This window comes from Paenarthrobacter sp. CAP02, from assembly GCF_040137855.1.
Taxonomy (GTDB): Bacteria; Actinomycetota; Actinomycetes; order Actinomycetales; family Micrococcaceae; genus Arthrobacter.
In genome coordinates, this window is sequence record NZ_JBEEII010000001.1 from 309,049 (window position 1) to 324,076 (window position 15,028).

The 15,028-nt window shown below is 63.1% G+C and carries 13 protein-coding genes; 5 read left to right on the top strand and 8 right to left on the bottom strand.

Features of this window, described 5'->3' with window-relative positions; all coding sequences use genetic code 11:
- Nucleotides 1–21 precede the first annotated feature (21 nt).
- From ABHM97_RS01590 to ABHM97_RS01600, 3 genes are all read right to left on the bottom strand, one after another.
- Nucleotides 22–1,893, bottom strand: a complete 1,872-nt coding sequence (locus ABHM97_RS01590) for a bifunctional sugar phosphate isomerase/epimerase/4-hydroxyphenylpyruvate dioxygenase family protein (RefSeq protein ID WP_349469333.1) — start codon at nucleotides 1,891–1,893, stop codon at nucleotides 22–24.
- On the bottom strand, nucleotides 1,893–2,810 hold the full coding sequence (locus ABHM97_RS01595) for a shikimate dehydrogenase (protein ID WP_349469334.1): 918 nt from the start codon (nucleotides 2,808–2,810) through the stop codon (nucleotides 1,893–1,895). Before ABHM97_RS01595 ends, ABHM97_RS01590 begins: the two co-directional genes overlap by 1 nt.
- 207 nt (nucleotides 2,811–3,017) lie before the next feature.
- A complete protein-coding gene (locus ABHM97_RS01600; protein WP_349469335.1) occupies nucleotides 3,018–3,788 on the bottom strand; it encodes an IclR family transcriptional regulator in 771 nt (256 codons plus the stop codon).
- A 203-nt stretch (nucleotides 3,789–3,991) separates the two neighbouring features.
- On the opposite strand from ABHM97_RS01600, the gene ABHM97_RS01605 reads away from it, so the two are divergent.
- Nucleotides 3,992–5,329: an MFS transporter gene (locus ABHM97_RS01605; protein WP_349469337.1), complete on the top strand. Its 1,338-nt coding sequence runs from the start codon at nucleotides 3,992–3,994 to the stop codon at nucleotides 5,327–5,329.
- 50 nt (nucleotides 5,330–5,379) lie between these two features.
- Here the strand turns inward: ABHM97_RS01605 and ABHM97_RS01610 are convergent, their stop codons facing one another.
- Nucleotides 5,380–7,080, bottom strand: a complete 1,701-nt coding sequence (locus tag ABHM97_RS01610) for an S-layer homology domain-containing protein (RefSeq protein WP_349469338.1) — start codon at nucleotides 7,078–7,080, stop codon at nucleotides 5,380–5,382.
- On the opposite strand from ABHM97_RS01610, the gene ABHM97_RS01615 reads away from it, so the two are divergent.
- Nucleotides 7,079–7,336, top strand: a complete 258-nt coding sequence (locus tag ABHM97_RS01615; RefSeq protein WP_349469339.1) for a hypothetical protein — start codon at nucleotides 7,079–7,081, stop codon at nucleotides 7,334–7,336. The two genes, ABHM97_RS01610 and ABHM97_RS01615, sit on opposite strands and share 2 nt — an antisense overlap.
- Nucleotides 7,337–7,385: 49 nt before the next feature.
- Here the strand turns inward: ABHM97_RS01615 and ABHM97_RS01620 are convergent, their stop codons facing one another.
- The 4 genes from ABHM97_RS01620 to ABHM97_RS01635 all read right to left on the bottom strand — a co-directional run bounded on the left by ABHM97_RS01620 (nucleotide 7,386) and on the right by ABHM97_RS01635 (nucleotide 12,195).
- Entirely contained in the window at nucleotides 7,386–10,100 is a 2,715-nt protein-coding gene (locus tag ABHM97_RS01620) for an FG-GAP-like repeat-containing protein (protein WP_349469340.1), read from the bottom strand.
- 210 nt (nucleotides 10,101–10,310) lie between these two features.
- A complete protein-coding gene (locus ABHM97_RS01625; protein WP_349469342.1) occupies nucleotides 10,311–10,973 on the bottom strand; it encodes a DUF1254 domain-containing protein in 663 nt (220 codons plus the stop codon).
- A complete protein-coding gene (locus ABHM97_RS01630) occupies nucleotides 10,970–11,590 on the bottom strand; it encodes a DUF1214 domain-containing protein (RefSeq protein ID WP_349469343.1) in 621 nt (206 codons plus the stop codon). Before ABHM97_RS01630 ends, ABHM97_RS01625 begins: the two co-directional genes overlap by 4 nt.
- A 119-nt stretch (nucleotides 11,591–11,709) precedes the next feature.
- A complete protein-coding gene (locus ABHM97_RS01635; protein ID WP_349469344.1) occupies nucleotides 11,710–12,195 on the bottom strand; it encodes a hypothetical protein in 486 nt (161 codons plus the stop codon).
- Nucleotides 12,196–12,361: 166 nt separating this feature from the next.
- On the opposite strand from ABHM97_RS01635, the gene ABHM97_RS01640 reads away from it, so the two are divergent.
- From ABHM97_RS01640 to ABHM97_RS01650, 3 genes are all read left to right on the top strand, one after another.
- On the top strand, nucleotides 12,362–13,069 hold the full coding sequence (locus tag ABHM97_RS01640) for a response regulator transcription factor (RefSeq protein ID WP_349469345.1): 708 nt from the start codon (nucleotides 12,362–12,364) through the stop codon (nucleotides 13,067–13,069).
- Nucleotides 13,066–14,562: a sensor histidine kinase gene (locus tag ABHM97_RS01645; protein ID WP_349469346.1), complete on the top strand. Its 1,497-nt coding sequence runs from the start codon at nucleotides 13,066–13,068 to the stop codon at nucleotides 14,560–14,562. The genes ABHM97_RS01640 and ABHM97_RS01645 overlap by 4 nt, the downstream gene beginning before the upstream one ends.
- 226 nt (nucleotides 14,563–14,788) lie before the next feature.
- Nucleotides 14,789–15,025, top strand: coding sequence for a hypothetical protein (locus tag ABHM97_RS01650; RefSeq protein ID WP_235518305.1), 237 nt, complete (start codon nucleotides 14,789–14,791; stop codon nucleotides 15,023–15,025).
- Nucleotides 15,026–15,028: the final 3 nt, after the last annotated feature.

A 15,028-nucleotide genomic window follows, 5' to 3' on the forward strand; every position in this document is an offset into this window, starting at 1 on the left:
GTTTCGGTTTAGTCCGGGCGGCTATGCCCGGTGGAGCGAGTCGTATTGGACGGCGTGGCGCACCGGGGCGTTGGGCGCACCGTAGCCGTCGTAGTTGCCGCGCCGCTCCACCATTTCGAAGAACACACTGCCCACGGTGGCGGTGTAGAAGTGGAGGAATTCGCCGCTGGCGTCCCGGTCATACAGGAGGTTCAGTTCCTTGAGGGTGGCCAGGAATCCGGGTTCAAGATCGAACCGGGCATCCAGGTCCTCGTAGTAGTTGGCCGGAATCTGCAGGAACTCCAACCCCCGATCGCGGGCGGACCGGGCTGTTGCCACGAGGTCGTCCACGGCGAAGGCGATGTGTTCCTGGTACGTTTTGCGTGCCTTTTCGGCCTGCTGCGCCGGCGCAAGGTTCAGCACCAGCCGCACCGCACCGTTGCTGGTCTGCATGACCTGCGAGCGCACCAGGCCGCTGGGGCTTGGGACTTCCGCGAACTGCTGCGGTTCCAGGGCAAGGGCGCTGGTGTAGAAGAGGACAGCTTCATCGAAGTGCTGCCACGGCTGGGCGAGATTGACGTGGTCGATGACCGCTGTTTGGCCGGCGCCGGCGTGCTCCAGCCCTTCGCCGAACTCGTGCGTCCACGCGGCGGTCCCGTCCGGACTGCCTTGGCAGAGGAAGATCTCCGTGGAGTCCGGCGCTGAGATGCCCTGGAACACCTCTTCGTCGGCCTGGACTTTGCGGGCCACCACAGGGGCCTTGAGTTGCTGGGCGCGAGCGGAGGCAATCACTGGAGAGTCGACGTCGAACCCCAAAGCGGCGATAGCCGGTTCCGCGTGGTGCGGTGCTTGTTCGTTGATGATCACGCGGGCCTGGCCCATGGTCCAGAGCTGGACGTCCTTGGTGCGGTGGCGGCCCTCGAACTCGAAGCCGAGCTGGCTCAGGAGCTTCTCGAGCTGCGCGGTGTCGTCAGCCTTGACCTCGGCGAAGTTGAAGCCGGCGGGTTCGTTCACCTTGGGCAGCGTGGCAAGTTCCATGGGATAACGACGGCGGGTGGCGGCTTTGTCTTCCGGTGCCGCTGCTGCTGGGGTGCTGGCGAGCCATTTGGCGCTCTGCTCCTCCAGCCAGATCAGCGAGCGCATGGCATCCACTGCGGTCCGCTCGGTGTCCGACTGGCGGAAGACGTCGTTGAACACTTCCAGGGAAACCGGGCCCGTGTAGCCTGCGCGGACCACGTGGCCCATGAACTTGGCGAGCTCGAACTGTCCCTCCCCGGGGAAAACCCGGTAGTGCCGGCTCCAGGAGAGGACATCCATGGATAACTTGGGGGCATCGGCGACCTGGACGAAGAAGATCTTCTCCGCGTTGATGTCCTCGATGGGCGCGGTGTCCCAGTCGCGGGAGAGGATGTGGAACGAGTCCAGGCAGGTGCCGAGGTTAGGGTGGTCCACCATGTCCACCAGGCGGTATGCGTGCTCGTAGTCGTTGACGTACTTTCCCCAGGCCAAGGCTTCGTAGGCAACCTTCACGCCGTGGTCCCCTGCCAGTCCGGCGAGTTCGGCGAGCTGCTCAGCCCGCAGCTGGTCGTCGTCAATGGTTGCCGTGGCCACGTTGGAGCACACCAGGATGGTGTCCATGCCAAGGCGTTCCATCAGGTTGAACTTTGCCTCTGCACGCTTGAGGTTGGCCTTCAGCAGGTCCGGAGTGACGCCGTCGAAATCCCGGAACGGCTGGTAGAGGTCAAGGCCCAAGCCGAGATCGGCCGCCATCTTCCGGACTTCCTCCGGGCTGAGGGATGAGGTGACCAGGTCCTGTTCGAAGATCTCGATGCCGTCAAAGCCCGCAATGGCGCAGGCCTGCATCTTCTCTTTCAGCGTGCCGGACAGGCAGACGGTTGCGATTCCGGTGCGCATCAGCGGGAAGCCTTTGCCAGGGTGCCCTCGTTGAGGGTGGCAGCGGTGTCTTCCAAGGCGATCAGCTCCAGGAAGTGGGCCCGCATCCGCTCACGGTCCGCAACGCGTCCGGTGATGAGTTGGAAGGCGTCTGCGGCCTGACCGACCGCCATGCGACCGCCGTCGAGGACGGCGCAGCCCTTGGCCCGGGCCTCGCGGACCAGCTGCGTTTCGATGGGGCGATACACGATGTCCGCAACCCAGTGCCGCGGCTCCAGGAGTTCGATGTCCAACGGCAGGCCCGGGTGGGCGGCCATGCCAATGGGCGTGCAGTGAACCAAGCCGTCAGCGCTGGGCATGAGCTGTGGGAGTTCGTCCGGCGTGCGCGGCGTGACGCTCGCTTCCGGAAAGAGCTCGCCGAGTTCCGCGGCGCGCTCAGCCGCCCGGTCCGCATCCATGTCCACCAGGTCCAGTTCCTTGACGCCTGCCGTAAGCAGTGCGTAGGCGACGGCGGACCCGGCGCCGCCGGCGCCCAACTGGACGACCCTGTTGAGTTGGGCACCCGGAAGTCCGTCGGCGAGCGCCGAGCCGAAGCCGGAGAAGTCCGTGTTGTGTCCGATGAACCGGCCGTCCTGAACCAGGACCGTATTGACGGCACCCAGGCGCGCGGCGTCGTCGGAAATTTCGTCGAGGTGCTTCATCACCAGCTGCTTGCAGGGGTGCGTGATGTTCAAGCCGTTGAAGCCCATGCGCTGGGCGGCGGTCAGGAGATCCCCGACGGCGGTGGCCGGCAATGCGAGTTCAAGCAGGTCCACGGGGCGGTACAGCAAGCGAAGGCCCTGCACATCGGCTTCGCGTTCATGCATGGGCGGAGTGAGCGAGGGCATGACGCCTTCGCCTATCAGGCCCACCAGAACGGATTCGGCTCGGTTGCTCATCCTCAAGCTCCTTCTAACTTCAGCACCGCGGACAGATGGCGTTTTCTGGGCGCCGCATGCCGGGTGTTATTTACGTTACTACAGATGTTCATATTCCGCACGCTTGTTCTTATCGCGAACAAACATTGATTGCGGCTCGCATTGTTGGGCCCGCTCTGCGCGGTATTCCTGGGATTTAGCGCGCAAAGCAGGCCTCACAACGAGGGGTCAGCGCCTCGGCAGGCGTGCCGCGAGTTCGGCCGCGGCCTCCTGCAATGTGGGGACGTGCGCGATGAGTTCCTCCATGGTGAGCCGGAAGACCGGCACGGCCGTGGCCAGTGACGCGAAAGCGTGGCCCTGGGAATTGAGGACGGGAACGGCGACGGCGCGCATGCCGATCTCGTTTTCCTCGTCCATCACCGCGTAACCCTGGCGGCGCACCTGCTCGATCTCAGCACGGAAGGCGTCGCGATCAGTGATGGAGTGCTCCGTGAGGGGATCGAGCGGAAGTTCCTCCAGGAGTCGCTTTCGTTCGACTTCCTCCTCGAAAGCCACAATGGCCTTGCCCACCGAGGTTGTGTGCAGTGCGCCCAGATGGCCGGGGTCGCTGGTGACGCGGAACGTCTTGGGTCCGTCCACCTTGTTCACCGTCAGGTGATGGTTTCCATCCCGGACGGACAGGATGGTGGCCTCATGGGTGCGCTCGGTGACCCGCTGGAGTACCGGCAAGGCTGTGGCCGCAAAGCCGTGGTGGTTCGATACCCGCTGGCCCAGCTGGAATACCCGCAGGCCCAGGTGATACCGCCTTCCGTCGGGTTCGTAATCGACGAAACCGTCGCGGGTCAGGGACCCCAGCAGGCGGTAGGTAGTGCTGAACGGGAGGCCCGCACTCCTCGCCAAGTCCGCTGCACTGGCCCCACGTGGTTCTTCGCCAAGCAATACCAACAGGCTCAGGGCCTTGCCGACCATGTCGGTCTTTGTGTCGTCTTTCACACTCATGGTTCGATGCTCTCACATGGTGAGAGCTATTTCTAGATGGTGGGGACATCTATTGACAAGTGACCACACTCACAGCCACTATTGCTGTATTGCACAAGTAGCTCTCACCATGTGGTTACTTTGAGGGATGATCTGGCCGCACCTCGCTCTGGTCTCCCACAGACGCTAGATCCGCGACATCGTCGTCACAGAAGGAACACCCAATGAGCCAAACAATGCCGTCAGCGACGCCAGGCACTGAAACCATCACCGGAACACCCCGCAAAGCCGCCCTCGCCAGCTTCCTGGGCAGCGCCGTCGAATACTACGACTTCTTCATCTTCGGCTCGGCGGCAGCACTGATTTTCCCGCACGTCTTCTTCCCGGACGCCGATGCCAACGCAGCGATCATGTCCTTCGCGACCTTTGGCTTCGCCTACGTCGCCCGCCCCATCGGCGCCATCATCCTTGGCCACTTCGGCGACAGGATCGGCCGCCAAAAAGTCCTCATGTTCACCTTGGTGCTCATGGGTGCGGCAACGTTCGTCATCGGCTGCCTCCCGGACTTCAAGACCATCGGCTGGTGGGCACCCGTGCTGCTGGTCCTCGCCCGTCTCTGCCAAGGCCTCTCCGCAGCAGGTGAGCAGGCCGGCGCATCATCAATGACCCTTGAGCACGCCCCCGATAACCGCCGGTCCTTCTTCACCTCGTGGACCCTGACCGGTACGCAGGGTGGCCAGATCCTGGCGGCCCTGGTCTTCATTCCCGTGGTGGCATTGCCTGACGAGATCAAGTACGGCATCGGCTGGCGCATCCCCTTCTGGCTCAGCGCCGTGGTGGTCATCGTGGCCTTCTTCATCCGACGCACCCTGCACGAGCCGCCGGCATTCGCCGAGGCCAAGAAGAACAACCAGATCTCCAAGCTTCCCGTCGCCGACCTCCTTCGCCTGCACTGGCGCGACGTGCTCCGGGTAGTTTGCTGCGCCTTCATCGCCGCCGTCAGCACCGTCTTCGGCACCCTCGCCATCAAGTACGCCCAGGACGTGGCGCACGTCAACAGCACCATCACGCTGTGGTTGGTTGTTGCGGCCAACGTCGTAGCCCTCGGAACCCAACCATTGTTCGGCAAGCTCGCAGACAAAATCGGCCGGAAGCCCGTCTTCATCTACGGAGCCATCGCCAGCGCCATCATGACCCCGGTGTTCCTGCTGACCCTCGAAGGCGGCAACGTTCCACTCATGTTCGTGGTCTCCGTGGTCTACTTCGCCTTCGGGTACGCGGCAGCGAACGCCGTATGGCCTTCCTTCTACGGTGAAATGTTCAGCACAAAGGTCCGCTTCTCGGGCCTGGCCATCGGCACCCAGCTCGGCTTCCTCATGGCAGGGTTCGCTCCGGCGATCGTGACTGCGCTCGGCGGGACCAAGCCCGGCGGGTGGGTCCAGATCTCCATCTTCACCGCCGTGATTTGCGCCATCGCAGCAGTCTCCGCGATGACTGCCCGCGAATCGGCCAATATCCCCACCTCGCAGCTTGGCCTGCACAAGGAAGCCCAGCCCGCGTAGCCGGGGAAGTACCTTCCGGACGCTTCGCAGACAGGAAAGCCCGCATGATGCTACTTGTCCAATACGTTGAACCTGTACATGAAAGCCGCCATCGCATCACGGTTCACAGGTGTCACCGGGCGGAAAGTCTTGTCCGGCCAGCCTGTGCTGATTTCCGTGGATGCCAGCCAGGCGATTTCTTTGTAGAACTGTCCGGTGGCTGGTACATCGACAAATGGCGAAGTGGCAGGCGGAATGTAGCCCGCAATCTTGGAGAAGCGGTACAGGAAAGCGGCCATCGCATCACGGTTCACGGGTTCCAGAGGCCGGAACGTTTTATCCGGCCAGCCACCCGAGATCTTGGCGGACGCCAGCCAAGCAATCTCCTTGTAAAACTGGCTGGTTGTTGGAACGTCCGCGAACGGCGACACTGCCGGTGGGGTGAAAGTAGGTTGTCCCGCGAGCCGATAGAGGAAAGCGGCCATGGCGTCACGGTTTACCGGGAGGTAGGGCCGGAACGTGGCATCGGGCCAACCGGTGGAGATGCCGGTTGACGCTGTCCAGCTGATTTCATGGTCGAACTGTTGTCCTTCGAACACGTCGGCGAACCGCTTCGGGGACCAATAGGTGACTGTTCCAACGTCGGTCTGGCCGCCGCTGGTGACGGCGATTTCCTTGGCTTCGGATTGCTCTGCGACGTTTCCGGAATAGGTGGTGCCAGCAAAGCGAACATTCGTAGTGTTCCCGCGGAGACGGTAGGACCCGGTGGTTAGTCCGGTGATGGAAAAGTTTCCCTGAGCGTCCGTCACTGCTTTCCTCGACACGAGCGAACCATCCCGGGTATAGGCCTCGACTACCGCGAACGGCAAAGGATGACCTTCGGCATCGCGAAGGTAGCCCTTCATGCTCCCACCATCCGTGCCGGAGAAATCGAAGCGGGTTTTCTGCTCATTCGCCGTAAGCGTGATGGTAGGCGCAGGACCGGGCCCCTTGTCCTCGCTCACGCCACTGTAGTACTGCCCCTCATAGGACTTCTTGGCCTGGTAGGCACTCCCGACGGTAACCATATCCAACGCAAGCTTGTATTGTCCGGGCTGAAGTCCGCTGACGGTGTAAAAACTGCTGTTAACGGGGACATCCTTCACTACCTTGCCGCTTAGGTCATGGACAGAGACCCTATGCATGCCTTCACCACCCGTTGACGGCCATGCATTGGACACCCAACCACTGATGCTGGAGCCAGGATCGCCCGCCAGATCTGCGTTGTAGAAATCCTGCTCGCCCACGATGGAAATAGTGGCTGCTTCAGCAAAGGAGGCTCCTCCTCCATGCCAACTCGTGAGGACGCCGCCGCTGGCCCTGATTCGGTAAAGGCCATCAGGGAGTCCACGGAGATCATAGTGGCCACCGCTGCTTGGAAACTCTGAAGCGACAACAGTCCCGGAGGAGTCCAACGCCTCGACGACAACGGTGGTTGTATCCACATAGTAGGGCATGTCCACCCGGCCTTGGATCCGGCCGCCGCCCATGTTTTGGTCAATACCGGTAACGTCCTGGCCCTCTTTGACCAGCACAGGAGTGTAGGTGCTCAGGTCCGAGCCGCCATAGACCTCCATGCGCGACCAGCCGGGGTCGCTGGAGTAGAAATAGACCTTGTATTCTGCGGCCGGCAGGCTGGGAAGCGTGTAGGAACCGTCGGAGTTCACGATGCCGGACGGAGCGTTGGAGGAAGGGTTATAGAGATTTGTCGCAAAGACGGAGACCGACCCCATGGCCACATCTGAACGGACAGTAACGGTCCCACTGATCGAACCACCCGTCGTTCCGCTAACCGTCTCCGTACTAACTGCCATAGGGGTCAAGCCCACGGCCTGCGCGGGAACCATCCCCATCACCAACGAAGCAAGCAGTGTTGCCATCATCGCCAAGACGGGCATGCGCCGACGCCGGATCCTCAAAAGAGACACGGATTCCCCCAAATTCAAGAGTGGATCGCCGTCGTTACCGCAGCGAATATGGCAATGCTAACGTTCGCCCCGGACAGAAATGGAACCCGGGTCTCAGCTCCGGCAACGAGTTACCGTGGATCGAGCACCACTGACTGGAATGCGCCCCGCCCGGTCCCGGTGTACAGGAAGAGCGCACCATCACCGGCGACGCCCACTACGGACGGATTGCCGGTACCGGTAAATGCGTTGCCGAGGGCGGTGAAGGAACTGAACATGTTCCAACCCGATCCCAGCGCTGTTCTCGGCAGGAAGCCGCCTGATCCGTTGCCCGGGTAGAGCCAGAGCGACCCGTCCGTTCCCCGTGCCATGATGTCCTCATTGCCGTCGCCGTTGAAGTCGCCGCCCTGGAGCACGGCGTTGAAGATGTTCCAGCCCGTGCCGATTTGGCGCCACGGCTGGAATCCGCCCACACCGTTGCCCGGGTAGAGCCAAAGGTTTCCATCGGCCGCCCGTCCCACAAGATCTGCCTTGCCGTCGCCATCGAAGTCACCCGGGGCGAGCAGCTGGGTGAAGCCTTGCCAGCCCGTGCCGATTTGCTGCCGTGCCAGGAACTGGCCCTTGCCATCCGTCGGGTACAGCCAGAGCACCCCATCGGCGGTGCGGGCTACAAGGTCGGGGTGGCCATCGCCGTCGAAATCTCCGGCACTGACCACGGAAGTGAAGACGTTCCAGCCGGAGCCCACCTGCACGCGCGGCAAAAAGCCGCCCGAGCCGTTGCCGGGGTAAAGCCACAGTGTGCCGTCGGTTCCCCGGGCGAGGATGTCAGCGACAGCATCGCCGTCGAAATCGCCGGCCTCCCAGACCTGGGCGAACTGGCCCCAGCCGGCGCCGATAGGCATGCGGTTGGCGAAGCCGGATCCATCGCCCGGATACAGGCGCATGTTCCCCGACGACGTCACTGCCAGGACATCCGAGCGGCGATCGGCGGTGAAATCCTGGCCACCGACCAAGTCACCCACGCTGTTCCAGCCACTTCCGACGGCCACGCGCGGGGCGAAGCCGCCCCAGCCGTTTCCGGGATACAGGTAAAGAGTGCCGTCGCTTGCGCGCGCAAGCAATCCGGCCCCGGCACCGCCAAAGGAGCCGTCAGAGGTGACGCTGGTGAAGCCGTTCCACCCCGAACCGATCTGCGACCAAGGCCGGAATCCGCCCTTGCCGTCGCTTGGGTAGAGCCACAGGGTGCCATCGGGCTTGGTGGCCATAAGGTCAGGGCGGGCATCGCCGTCGAAGTCCCCCACGCCAATGAGGTTTGAGAACCCCTGCCAGCCGGATCCGACCTGCCTGCTGGCAAGGAATCCGCCCTTGCCGTCGCCGGGATACAGCCACAAGGTGCCGTCGCTGGTGCGCGCCAGGATGTCCCCACGGCCGTCGCCATCGAAGTCCGAGATTCCGGTGATGGCGTCGAAAATGTTCCATCCCGAGCCAACTTGGCGGGGATTGTCCAAGCGGTTGCCCGGCAAGCCCGCGTAAAGCATCAGGCTCCCGTCCGGCTCCCTGGACAGCACGTCGGCCAGTTTGTCGCCGTCGAAATCGCCCGCGGAGAAGCGGACTTTCGCCGTTAGTCTCGGATCAGCAAAAATAGTGACCGACGCCGATGTCTTGCTGACCGCGTTAATGGTCACCTGAGTGCCGGTGTACGTCGTGAACGTGCTGCCCGCCTGCCATGCGTGGTTCTTGGCGTAGTAAGGCTCGGTAAAGGGAACCGTTGACGGCATCAGGATCAGCGACGAGGCAATAGTGGCACCGCCCCGCTGGACAACCTTTACGCCCATGTTGCCCTGCGGCCTGCCGGCGTCGCCCAAATAGCTGTCGTAGCCGGCGGGTTCCCTCAACTCCAGGTAATAGACCTCTTTGCTGATGGGGTCGGTGAACTTGATGGCACGCTGCGCGTCGGTGCCGCCCCACGGCTTCAGCGTGTAGGTCTTGGCCCCCGTTGCCACTCCGACGTCCCTGATCTCATCGCCGCGCCCCAGCTTGGCGTAATCCCAGAACGTTGAGCTGACCACGGGCTGGGCGTACTGCGCCGCGCCCATCAGGTCGGTGGTGTCGCCGTACTCGCGGATGTAGCAGGACGGGTCCGTGAAACGTCCGTCGCTATTAACGCCGACGTCGGATGCGCCACTGCCGCACTGCAGTGCGTCTGCGTGCATCAGGCCGATGACGTGACCGAACTCGTGGCTCATCACGTTGTTCGAGAAGTCGCTGAGCTGCGGCATGAGAACCCGACCACTGTAGGCTCCGCTGCTGTACCCGGCGCCCAACGCGTTGCCGGACAGCGTGGACGTGGGGATGAAGATGACCAGCGCGGTGTACGGACTCGCCGACCATTGAAGTTCACTGGTGATGGTGGAGATGATTGTGCCGTAGCTGTCCGTTGAGCGGGCCTTCGACTGGAAGCCCTCCACCCTGCTGTTGACGGTCATGGAGAGCTTGTTGTCCGTCATGGCCTTCCAGTAATTACTGGTGGACACCACGGCCTTCTCGGCGCCGGCCATGGAAACAGGGTTGCCGTTGTCCGCAAGCTTGGCCGTCACCAACCGCACACGGATGTCGCCGCTGGGCCCGGTGGCCGCCACCGTGTTGTCCGGCGCGGTGTCCAACGGCGAAGCGTCGGGTCCCTCGAAAGTATGGTCCGAGTGCGGCGTCCCCTCCACGAACCGGACATTCGGATTATCCGGCCCTGGAACCGGCACGGCCGTAGCCGGAGCCTGAACGAAAAACAGGCCAGTGGCAAAAACCAGTAGACCTGTGGACAAAGCGATGGATCGCCGCAAAACTCCCATTGATTCTCCTGGGGAACGGAGCCTGTGGCTCCTGTGAGTCTCAAGAGCCACAGTCAGGTTACAGGCGGCTCGACAGTACCCTGCGCACATGCGCGCGTAACGTCGGCGAGTCTTTGTAGCTTCGGGTGGGGGGCTTTGAGGGTCTCCGGTGGGGGAGATCCGGGACAATCCTTGGACCCGCGTGGGGCCCGCGGGATGGGGTATGGCGGCTCAAGGCCTATTTGCCGGTGTGAGCCGGATCTGTTTCGCGAGTTCGTAGGCTGTGTTGCGGTCCTCGTCGTTGGCTGCGAAGACCCGGCCGATGAGCAGCGCCGAGTTGTGGGGCAGGTCGATCCGGGTCATGCCTGGTGGGGTATCGCCGGGCCATTTGGCTGCGCAGAGTAAGAAGTCGCCGGTGGCCGTTCCGGTAGTGCGTTTGCCCACGTAGGCAAAGTTCGAGCCACTGGCCGCGTCCGTGAACTGGACACTGTAATAGTGCTGCCTCATCTCGGGCACGTGCAGCACTTGTGGTCCGGCACTGACATCCAACCAGCCACCAAAGTAAAGGAGTTCATCTGTGCCGGTAGCGTTGACGCTCCCTGCCAAGGCGGACTCAGATGCTCTCTCAGGGACGGCGTACAGCGTGTTCACCGGGATCGGTCCGCCGCCCAGCCCTCGCCGGACAATTATTCGTTTGAACCCGCTGACTGTGATCCGCGGCCAAAAGTAGATCAAAACAAAAGTACCGATTACCCAGATGGCCAGGGCCTCAGCAACCATCAGAGTGATCGAGCCCCACCCCTCGGTGGTTATTCGCCTGTAGATGACCCACGCAAAGATTCCCAGGATCAAGATCGTCATGGTGGCGCCGTACTTCAGGATGAGGCGATTCATGACGGCGCCGGCGTGGACGGCACCCGCAAAACCGGGGGAGGCTCGTATCGACCGCTAACGATAGCGGCTCCGGGTGAATAGGCGCGGAGCATGAGCCGAAACAGACCGCGAGGTGTCGCCACCCAGTTCAGCCCCGCTGACGGTGGTGGATTTGATTGGAGCAGAATGTCGATTGAGCCGTCCGCGTTCGCCAGCAGGCCAGAGTGGCCGTTTACGCTTGCCCGCCCGGTAGTGGTGTTGACCTGATACCCCACGCTGTCTGTCGCAGTAAGCGACCAGAAGGCATCATTCGGGGGAAGCTGGCCCGCCGGGAAATGAAGACGATAAACACGCTCGCCGCTGAGGCGTTCCCCCGCGAGATCCCTGCTCGCTGTCCAGTAAGCCGCCTCTTCAAACACGTTGACTACCGGCAGTGCCTTCTGCGAAGCCGCACGAACCAGTAGTCCGTTGCCGGGACGGCCGGCCGCGCGAATTGCGCTCCAGCCGTTAACGGTCTCCGTCTCTTTCCTCGCCACAGCGTTCAAGACAAAGACAGTCGTCACGAACGCCAAGGTCAGTCCCATGATCAGACCCTGCACAATGCCTGAACCCGCGACCCATGCCAGTGCGCCGCTCACGATCGCCACCGCATCACAGCGCACCGGCCTTCACGATCACGAAAAGGGTGACCTGCGTATTCATGGACGAAAATCTAGTCCGAATTCCGCGCAGCGCCAGCCCGGGCGAGGAGAAGGTCTCACGACTTAGGAGCTGTCAGCTTTGTTTGTATGGCTTTGGCGATCTTTTGGACCTTGTCGCCGTAGCCGCCGTTCAGCGCTGTGTCCTTGATCTTTTGCGCGTCGCTGTCACGTTCGGCAGCCGGGGCGGCCTCGAGCGTCTTCAGGTCGGACTGAAGCGTTTCGGGCAGTTTGCTGAATGCCTTGTCGTGGTGGATCAGGATGTACGCCACTTCGTGCGCTTTGTCCCCGAACCCGGTCTCGGCCTTGATACCGACCCGAAGCTCGGTTCTCAGCGCTCGGCCAAATTTGTGGGCGCCAGGTGCTGTGCCCTGGGCTCCTGCGGTGGCCGATGCGCTGGCCGTGGGAGACGGGGACGGCGTGGCCGCCGCCGCGGTGGTCGTTCCTATGGCAAGTCCTCCCAGAAGGACCGCTCCGGCTGCGGCGGCTCCGCGGATCATCTTCGTCCGGCGTGACCGGCCATTTGGTGCTGGCATGCTGTTCATGTATTTCTCCTTGGGTGCCGGGCACAGTCCGTGGGTGCCACTGTCCGTTGCTGACGTCTCCACTCTGGTCGGTCCATGTCCGGTCGGGGTTCAGAGAATGTAAGCGCACGGTAAAGTCTGCCCGGGGTACCCCCTTACCGGGCCTTCGGCGCGTTTCAATGGAAGCATGGAACAACCAGTGGTCTCGGATCAGGGGCCTGCCCGCGGCTTGGTGCTGATCGTCGAAGACGAACGGGCCATCGCCGATGTGCAGCGACTGTATCTAAGTCGGGCAGGTTTCGGTGTGCATGTAGAAACCACTGGTGAAGCCGGCCTGGACCGCGTCCGGGACCTGCGTCCTGTCGCCGTCGTTCTCGATGTAGGGCTGCCCGGAATCGACGGTATTGAGGTGTGCCGCCGCCTGCGAGCCCGAAACGACTGGACACCTATCATTTTCGTCTCCGCCCGGGATGAAGAAGTGGACCTGCTCCTTGGGCTGGAGCTGGGCGCAGATGACTACCTCACCAAGCCTTTTTCTCCCCGCGAATTGGTCACCCGCATCAAAACAGTCCTACGACGCAGCACCGGCCCCCAATACGCCAGGATCCTGCGCGTAGGTGCGGTAACCCTTGACCCGGAACATCGCACTATCAGCGTGGACGGTTCCGCAGTGGAGCTGACAGCCAAGGAATTCGACGTCCTGGCCTTCCTCATGGCCAGCCCTGGCCGGGTGTTCAGTCGTGAACAACTGCTCTCCTCCGTCTGGGGCCAGGCAAGCTACACCGGTGGTCGCACGGTAGACGTGCACATCGCCCAGCTGCGCTCCAAACTCGGTGACCGGAACCCGATCCGGACTCTGCGCGGCGTGGGATACTCCGCCGTCGAACGCCCATGAGCAACCGCAACCAGACCCCCACGGAGGTACAGACACCCGCGGGCCGGGCAGCACCGTGGCTGCTGTCACTGGCAGGTCGCATCACCATCGTCACCACCGCCGTCGCCGTGCTGGCGGTGCTCGTGACGGCCAGCATCGCGTTTCCGTTGATCCGATCCGCGGCCGTCGACCAGGCCAAACAACAGCTGACCCGACAGGCCGACGCTTTCGCCGCAGCACCCGTTGCGTCCCAGGCGTTGGACTTGCGCGAGCGGCACCTCCTGGGGCCGGACAGCTACGAGTTATCGGCTATCACCAGCGTCGGAACCATCAACGGGCCAGCCAGTGAGCTGCTGGATGCCACAGACATCCGGCCCGTCCTGACCGGGCAGAAGGTATCCCGCATGGTCTCCAAGGGCGGTGTCCAGTTCCTCGTCGAGGCACGTCCGCTTTCACGAGGCGGGGGCATCGTTTTGTCACGGTCCCTGGATGAGATCAACGCCGCATCAGCCCAGCTTCTCCAGCGAACGCTCCTGGCACTGGCCGCTGGGGTGGTGATCGCGGTGCTCGCCGGAACGTTGTTGGCCCGCCGGATCGCCAATCCGCTGGCCAAGACCGCTGCTGCAGCACGGCGGATAGCAGCCGGTCAGCGGACTGTGCCCCTGGACCCTGACGGAGTGACTGAAGTCCATGACGTCGGCGAAGCGATTAACACCCTGGACCGGGCCCTCCTCGCCAGTGAAGCCAGGCAGCGTGAGTTCCTGCTGTCCATCTCCCACGAGATCCGAACTCCGCTGACCGCTTTACGCGGATACGCCGAAGCCCTCGAAGACGGACTTATCAAGCCTGAAGAAATTTCAGGGATCGGACGGACGCTCACCACCGAGACGGACCGGCTGGACCGATTCGTCCGCGACCTCCTCGCCCTGGCCAGGCTTGAAGCGGACGACTTCACCATGGACGTCCACCCTGTCGACATCGGCGCGCTCCTGCACCAGGTGCAGCGAACCTGGCAGGCGGCGGCAGCCCAGAGCGGGGTGGAAATAGCCGTCGAGCTCCCCGAGAAGGACGCCGCCGGACCGCTCGTGGCCACCGCCGACCCCGAACGGCTTCGCCAAATCATCGACGGTCTCCTGGGCAACGCGCTGCGCGTCAGCCCGCCCGGCGGCCCCATCAGCCTCCGCGCAAGAATCGAGCCAACCAGCCCGGCCGGGACAACGCCGCTTCCGTTCAAGGGGCCGGGGACAATTGCCATCGAGGTACAAGACAGCGGGCCGGGCCTGACAACGGATGACGCTGCCGTTGCTTTCGAACGCGGCATCCTCTCCAGCCGCTACCGCGGGCAGCGCCCCACCGGTAGCGGACTTGGCCTCTCGATCGCTGCCCGCCTCGCCGAACGCATGGGACTGCGCCTTAACGTGGAACCAACGATCCCGGGGAGCGGGGCGTGTTTCTGCATCCGGATCCCCCTCGCACCCGGAACCGGCCAAGGCAGCACCGGGGCACGTGCCTGAACACAGGGGCTCGCGCCTTAACGCCGCCCTTACGCTGCCGCCCCCACAGATCGCCTCGCCGTCGACGAGCTGCCCGCCAGAAACCACAGAGCTCGAAGCGCGCGAAACGCAACTACCCCGGAAAGCTAACCGGACCCTAACCACGCGGAAATACGGTGGCAACATTGCCGCGCCACACTGGAATAGCCGGCAAGTGCAGGCGCCCAGCTCCAGCCAGGAGGACACCATGCTGAAGGAAGTCCCAACTCACACAACACGTATACGCGCGATCAGCCAGCTCCACCGCGGAGACGAGATCGAAGCCCGCCTGTCGGTCGGCCCCGCCTACGATGACGTGGTCATCCGCCGCGGACGGGTCCAGGAAACGGCGCCGGGAATCGGCGTCGTTTGGATCATGGATCACGCTTCAGGCATGAGAAAAGCGATCAATACCGATGAATGCAGCGTTTGGCGCGTCGCCTGAACA